This is a genomic window from Vulcanococcus sp. DEBay_Sum22DG08_74 (genome assembly GCF_017852955.1).
In the GTDB taxonomy this organism is placed as follows: Bacteria; Cyanobacteriota; Cyanobacteriia; order PCC-6307; family Cyanobiaceae; genus Vulcanococcus.
The window spans coordinates 1-6040 of record NZ_JAFMKL010000100.1 but is presented as its reverse complement, the minus strand read 5'-3'; the positions used below and the strand labels follow the sequence as shown (position 1 = coordinate 6040).

General features: G+C 64.4%; 7 protein-coding genes and 1 tRNA gene. 2 read left to right on the top strand and 6 right to left on the bottom strand.

Annotated elements, in window-relative coordinates; all coding sequences use genetic code 11:
* A partial coding sequence (hemB, locus tag QZ184_RS09565) for a porphobilinogen synthase (protein WP_296419296.1) occupies positions 1–959 on the bottom strand: 959 nt, incomplete at its 3' end.
* Positions 960–1018: 59 nt separating this feature from the next.
* Positions 1019–1219: a hypothetical protein gene (locus QZ184_RS09560; protein WP_296419294.1), complete on the bottom strand. Its 201-nt coding sequence runs from the start codon at positions 1217–1219 to the stop codon at positions 1019–1021.
* Positions 1220–1265: 46 nt separating this feature from the next.
* Here QZ184_RS09560 and QZ184_RS09555 point away from each other — a divergent pair, with 46 nt between their 5' ends.
* Entirely contained in the window at positions 1266–1403 is a 138-nt protein-coding gene (locus QZ184_RS09555) for a hypothetical protein (protein WP_010315168.1), read from the top strand.
* A 211-nt stretch (positions 1404–1614) separates the two neighbouring features.
* On the opposite strand, the gene gluQRS is transcribed toward QZ184_RS09555, so the two are convergent.
* The 3 genes from gluQRS to QZ184_RS09540 all read right to left on the bottom strand — a co-directional run bounded on the left by gluQRS (position 1615) and on the right by QZ184_RS09540 (position 3860).
* Positions 1615–2571, bottom strand: coding sequence for a tRNA glutamyl-Q(34) synthetase GluQRS (gene gluQRS, locus QZ184_RS09550; RefSeq protein WP_296419292.1), 957 nt, complete (start codon positions 2569–2571; stop codon positions 1615–1617).
* 83 nt (positions 2572–2654) lie between these two features.
* The gene (locus tag QZ184_RS09545; RefSeq protein WP_010315164.1) at positions 2655–2930 is read right to left on the bottom strand and encodes an HU family DNA-binding protein; all 276 of its coding nucleotides are present in this window, start codon (positions 2928–2930) and stop codon (positions 2655–2657) included.
* A gap of 195 nt (positions 2931–3125) precedes the next feature.
* A complete protein-coding gene (locus tag QZ184_RS09540; RefSeq protein ID WP_296416553.1) occupies positions 3126–3860 on the bottom strand; it encodes an MBL fold metallo-hydrolase in 735 nt (244 codons plus the stop codon).
* A 56-nt stretch (positions 3861–3916) separates the two neighbouring features.
* Here QZ184_RS09540 and QZ184_RS09535 point away from each other — a divergent pair, with 56 nt between their 5' ends.
* Complete coding sequence (locus QZ184_RS09535) at positions 3917–5971, top strand: isoamylase (protein ID WP_296419290.1); 2055 nt, start codon at positions 3917–3919, stop codon at positions 5969–5971.
* An 8-nt stretch (positions 5972–5979) separates the two neighbouring features.
* On the opposite strand, the gene QZ184_RS09530 is transcribed toward QZ184_RS09535, so the two are convergent.
* Positions 5980–6039, bottom strand: a tRNA-Gly gene (locus QZ184_RS09530).
* Between the last annotated feature and the right edge of the window lies 1 nt (position 6040).

Here is a 6040-nt window from a genome sequence, read left to right as displayed (position 1 = left end):
GTGAGGATCAAATCCGCACCAGCACGCTTGAAGCAGAGGAGGGTTTCAAGCACCACAGCCCGCTCGTCAATCCAACCCTTTTCAGCGGCCGCCTTGACCATGGCGTACTCACCACTGACGTTGTAGGCCGCGATCGGCAGCTCGCTCTCCTCACGGAGGCGGTGAATGATGTCGAGGTAAGCCAGACCGGGCTTGACCATCATGATGTCGGCCCCCTCTTGCTCATCGAGCTGGGCCTCGGTGATGGCCTCGCGGGCGTTGGCCGGATCCATCTGGTAGGTGGACTTGTCCTTCGGGATGGGCTTGCTGGCCACCGCACGAGGGGCGGAATCCAGTGCTTCACGGAAGGGGCCGTAGTACGCCGAGGCGTATTTCGCCGTATAGCTAATGATGCCGACGTGCTCGAAGCCTTCCTCATCGAGCGCTTCGCGGATGGCACCAACGCGGCCATCCATCATGTCGCTGGGGCCGATCAGATCCGCACCGGCACGGGCCTGCGCAACGGCCTGCTTGCACAGCAAGGCAACGGTTTCATCGTTGAGCACGACCCCTTCGCCACTGACGATTCCGTCATGGCCATCGCAGGAATAGGGGTCCAGGGCGACGTCCGTCATGATCGCCATCTCGGGGTGTACCTCCTTGAGGCGGCGGATCGCCCGGGGGATCAGGCCACCTTCGTTGAAGCACTCCGCACCGTCTTCGGTCTTCAGGCCATCGGCCACCTTCGGGAAGAGGACGACGCAACGGATCCCCAGGTCCCAGGCGCGACCGACTTCTTGCACGAGTCCATCCAGGCTCCAGCGCTGACAGCCGGGCATCGCCCCGATGGGCTCGTTGCTGGCCCCCTCATGGACAAAGAGGGGATAGATGAAGTCCGCGGGACTCAGGGAGGTCTCCCGCACCATCGCCCGCAGGGCAGGGGAACGGCGCAGGCGGCGGGGACGGTAGGTGAGCTCCATCGGGGGCTGGCTCAGCGAACTCGAGACGGGTCGGATCCTACGGAGCCCTCACCTGCAGGTCAGGTTTCGTTCCCGCCAAACATGTCGTCGTAGCCCTGGTACGGGTCAAATTCCGACCAGCCAGGGCTGGCTTCATTGAAGAGGCCGTAACGGGCCGCCTCGTCATCCATCAGCGTGTTCCCCGTCGGCTGGGTGTTGCAGGTCACTCCCCCATCCGGCGTGGGCTGGCAATCGTCAAAGACCACACCCGCCCGGGCCAAAACAGGAACGCAACAGCAGCTCACAACGAGCAGAGCGCCTGAGAGGATGGGCGCCGCTTTCGCCCTGGCCGCGATGTACACCGACTGGACCGCCATTGCCCTGCTGCTGCTGACTGCAGCACCCCTGTTGGCCGTGGTCGCAACGACGGCTTTCTTCATCTGGCGGCAGAAGACGAAGCGCTGATCAACAGGATGGTGCCCTGACCCACGCATTGCAAGCAGGTGCGGTAGCCGGCCGTTTGCGTGCGCTGGATGCCGCTCCCTCCACACCTGGGACAAGGCTTTGCACCCTCATTGATGGCTGTGTTCCCCTGCTCCTCGGGCCTGGCCATGGGCCGCTCCTGGTGATGGCCTCACTTTGTTCACAGCCAGGGGGTTTGATCCCGAAGGGATTGTTAAGCCTTGCTCAACTGCTGCCGCAAGGTCCCGAGCTGGCACTGCTGCAACAGCTCCTGGGCGCTGAGACAGGACCCTTCCGGCACCAGCTCTAAGGAGGCGGCTAAGCGACCAATCGCCGCCTCAGGCAGAACGCCCTGCTCCCGCCAAACCGCAAGGCCCATGCCGCCATCGCGTTTGGACAGGCGCTGGCCCTGATCATCCATCCAGAGGGGCAGGTGCCAGTAACGCGGCGGCTCCACCCCCAGGTGCTGAAGGACTGCCACCTGCGGTCCCGTGGCCGGCCAGAGGTCCAAGCCGCGCACCACATCACTGATGCCGAGTGCCCACTCATCGACCGCGGTCGCCAGGTGATAGGCCAGGAAACCATCGGCCCGGCGCAGCACCACATCACCGACCTCCGTCGGTCCGTCGAGGCACCCCTCAGGCCCCAACTGCTCTGGCCAACGAAGGGGGCCCGGCTCCAGCTGCAGCCGCCAACTGGGCAGGCGCTGATCCTCCAGACCCCAACGGGGAGTGAGTGGCCGGCAAAAACCGGGATAGACCCCCGATCGGCCATGGGGGGCCGAGATGTCAGCCAACATCCGACGGCTGCAGCGGCAGGGATAGAGCTGGCCGCTACGCCGCAAGGCCGAGAGGACCGTGGCGTAGAGACCGCGGCGCTCGCTCTGGCGCAGCACCGGTCCATCCCAAAGCAAACCCAGCCAGCGCAGGTCCTCTCGAATGCTGGCCTCCGCCCCTGCTCGATTGCGGGGCGTATCGAGATCGTCAATCCGCAGCAACCACTCGCCGCCCTGCAGCCGGGTGATCAACCAGGAGAGCAAGGCCGTGCGGAGGTTGCCCAGATGCAGTGGACCCGTCGGGGACGGCGCATAGCGACCCCGGCGAGCCGTTTCCTTCAGATCGGCGACCTCGCGCCGTAATGCTCTGAGATGAGAGGGCAGCAAGGTAGACATCGATCAACCGCTAGGCCCGCAACACGCAAAAGGGCGACCCGAAGGTCGCCCTCTGCTCAACACCGTGAATGGGCGCGGCGTGATCAGCCCTGAACGCGATCCTTGAAGAGCTTGCCTGCGGTGAATGCAGGGACGCGCTTCGCGGGGATCTTGATCTTCTGGCCGGTCTTGGGGTTCAGGCCTTGACGGGCAGAGCGCTCGCGGGGCTCGAAGGAGCCGAAGCCAAGGATCGACACTTTCTTACCTTCGACAACCGAATCGATGATGGTGTCGATGGCCGCGTCGACCACCTGGGCCACGTCGGTCTTGGTCAACTCGGTGCGAGCAGCCACGAGATTGACGAGGTCAGCTTTGTTCATCGGAGTGGAAGCCTCTGGGCTCAGTAGCAGCAGGGCGGAGTGAGAAAACCCCGCCACCACTGGTTTCAGCGCGCCAATGGTATGGGGGTTGGCAAGGGGCGGCAACCTCAAAACCCCTTTTCCCATGCCGTTTTTGCCACATTTGCTGCCGAAATCGGCCCTTTCGCACTGTTTTGTGCCCCTACGAGCCGATCCCTAGACGGGCTCCTGGCCCTCTAAAGCAGCCCAGTCCAGGGCCTGCAACTGCTGTTGAACATCAGCGATCAAGGCCTCGCCCCGCAGGGCCCCCAAGCCAGCCCCACTCGCCAGAGCAACCGGCGTGGAGCGGGGCAACCAGTCCCCCAAGGCCTCCAGGCTGCGCAACCAACGGCTCCAATGGAACGAACGGCGCGTGCGCAGGGGACGGGCCTCACCCGACGCGACTGGACTGAGAAGCCGCCCGCAGAACAGCAGCGGCGCGCCATTGAATGCCCGATCAGCGAGCAGCACGGCACTGCCCGGGGTCGGGCCTGGGGTCCAGCGCAGGCTGTATCCCGGGGCGAGGGACTGCTCTGACGAGAAGGGCTCGAGTCCATCAACGGTCGGTAAGAGGTAGGCCTCCTGCTCCTGCAGGGAGACCGGCCACTGCAGCTCCTCTTGAAAGCGTCGGGTGCGGCCGTGGCCATCACGGCTGGTCAAGACCAGTCGACCCGGGCCGCGCTCCCGCAGAAAAGCCAGGTTGGCTTGATTCAGTCCTGGACAGTCGATCAGAAGACCCGCGCATCCCTCCCACTCCGGAGTCTCCAACCACCAGGCCGAGCCCCCCAGCGTGTCGCGGTTGGGGGCAAACAGCCAGAGGTTCTCGAGGACCTGACGCGGCGGGCGCCCTTCCGGCAAGGGCTCTGCAAACACCGAACCGGATGCAGCCTGCTGGGGGCTCTCCTCACTCATGACGGGCCACAACCGCTCCACCACCTTTAGCTTGTGGTGGCAGCCCCCAGGATCCGTTGGCTTCGATCCACCTCGGACAGCCCTGGCCCCTTGGGGCGCAAGCGACGCCCAGGGGGGTGAACTTTTCCCTGGCCGCTCCCAGTGCCAGCCGGATTGAGCTGCTGCTGTTTCGCGATGGCAACGCCAGTGAACCCGAGCAAACGATTGAGCTGAACAGCAGCCACCGCTCCGGCGACCTCTGGCACGTGGAGGTCGAGGGCGTCGGCATCGGCTGCTGCTACGCCTACCGAGTCTTTGGCCCCCTGCAACCGGGAAACCACGGCTACAACCCGTCCAAGTTGCTCCTTGATCCCTGTGCCCGTGCAATCACAGGGTGGGATGTCTACAGCCGAATCGATGCCCTCGGCGGGATGCCGAATACGGCGAAGTGCCTCAAGGGGGTCGTCACCGAGCGGGATCGCTTTGATTTCCAAGCGGCGCCCAGACCTCGCCACAGCTGGCAGCGCACGCTGATTTACGAGCTGCACGTGGGGGGCTTCAGCCGCGGCCAGGGCAGCCCAGTCACCCCGGACGCCCAGGGGACCTACCTGGGGTTAATCGAACTCATTCCTTATCTCAAGGACCTCGGCATCACCACGGTCGAACTGCTGCCGGTGATGGCGTTCGACCCCCACGATGCACCCGAGGGACGGATGAACTACTGGGGCTACAGCCCCCTCAGCTGGCTGGCCCCCCATCACGGCTACCAGCAGGGAGACGATCCCCTACAGATCCGCCATCAGGTGAGGCAACTGGTGAGCGCCTGCCACCAGGCCGGCCTCGAGGTGCTGGTGGATGTGGTCTACAACCACACCTGCGAGGGCAACCAGGCCGGCCCAACCCTGAGCTGGCGCGGAATTGACGACCGCCTCTACTACCACCAGAACGCCAAAGGCGATTACCTCGACGTCAGCGGCTGCGGCAACTCCATTGCGGCTAACCGGCCCTTGGTGCGGCGCCTGATTCTTGAATCGATGCGCTGCTGGGCCCTGGAGCTGGGGGTCGACGGCTTCCGCTTCGACCTCGGCATCGCCCTCAGCCGCGGGGAAGAACTGGCTCCCCTCGACAAACCACCACTGTTTGAAGAGATCGAAGCCGACCCCGAGCTCTCCGATCTGAAGTTGGTCAGTGAGCCCTGGGACTGCGGCGGCCTCTATCGCCTGGCCGATTTCCCCGCCAAGCGCATTGGCAGCTGGAACGGCCGTTTCCGCGATGACGTGCGTCGCTTCTGGAAGGGAGATGACAAGAGCTGCTGGGCCATGGGCCAACGCCTGAGCAGCAGTCCCGATCTCTTCGGCGGCCAACCAGCCGTCCTGGGGCGCAGCATCACCTTCTTAACCGCCCATGACGGCTACACCCTGAACGACCTGGTCAGCTACGGCGGTAAGCACAACCTGGCCAATGGGGAGGACAACCGCGACGGGGATAACCACAACAACAATTGGAATCACGGCGCCGAGGGGCCCTGCAGCGACCCCGACATCCAATCCCTAAGGAATCGGCAACTGCGCAACCTGCTGGCGAGCCTGCTGCTCGCCCCCGGGGTTCCCATGTTGCTGATGGGGGACGAGGTGCGCCGCAGCCAGGGCGGCAACAACAACACCTGGTGCCAGAACAACATCCTCGGCTGGATGCATTGGGCACCGGACGCGGAGGACCTCGAGCTCAAACGGTTCCTGCAACGGCTGATTCAGATCCGCCACCAGTGGGCTGATTTGTTCAATCCCGAGGTGCCCCATGCCGAGGCCAAGTCCCCCCGCTTCGATCAGCCGGGACACCTCATTCGCCAATGGCACGGCCCCAAACTCGGACAACCCGATTGGGCCAGCTGGTCCCACACCCTGGCCTGGAGTCTCAACGACCGTCAGCGGGGCCCCTTGATCTGGTGCGGGATGAACGCCTACTGCGAGGACCTGAGTTTCGAGGTGCCCAAGGTGAATCACGGCTGGCGCCAGGTGATCAACACCGCTGAGGCCGATGCTGCACCCGCCGACCCCCAAGCCTGGAACGGTGCAACCCAGGCCATGAAGAGCCGCAGCCTGGTGCTGCTCGTGGAGCAGAGCTGCTTCTAGAGGGAAGCGGGCTGCGGGAATCGAACCCGCATCATCAGCTTGGAAGGCTGAGGTTTTACCACTAAACTA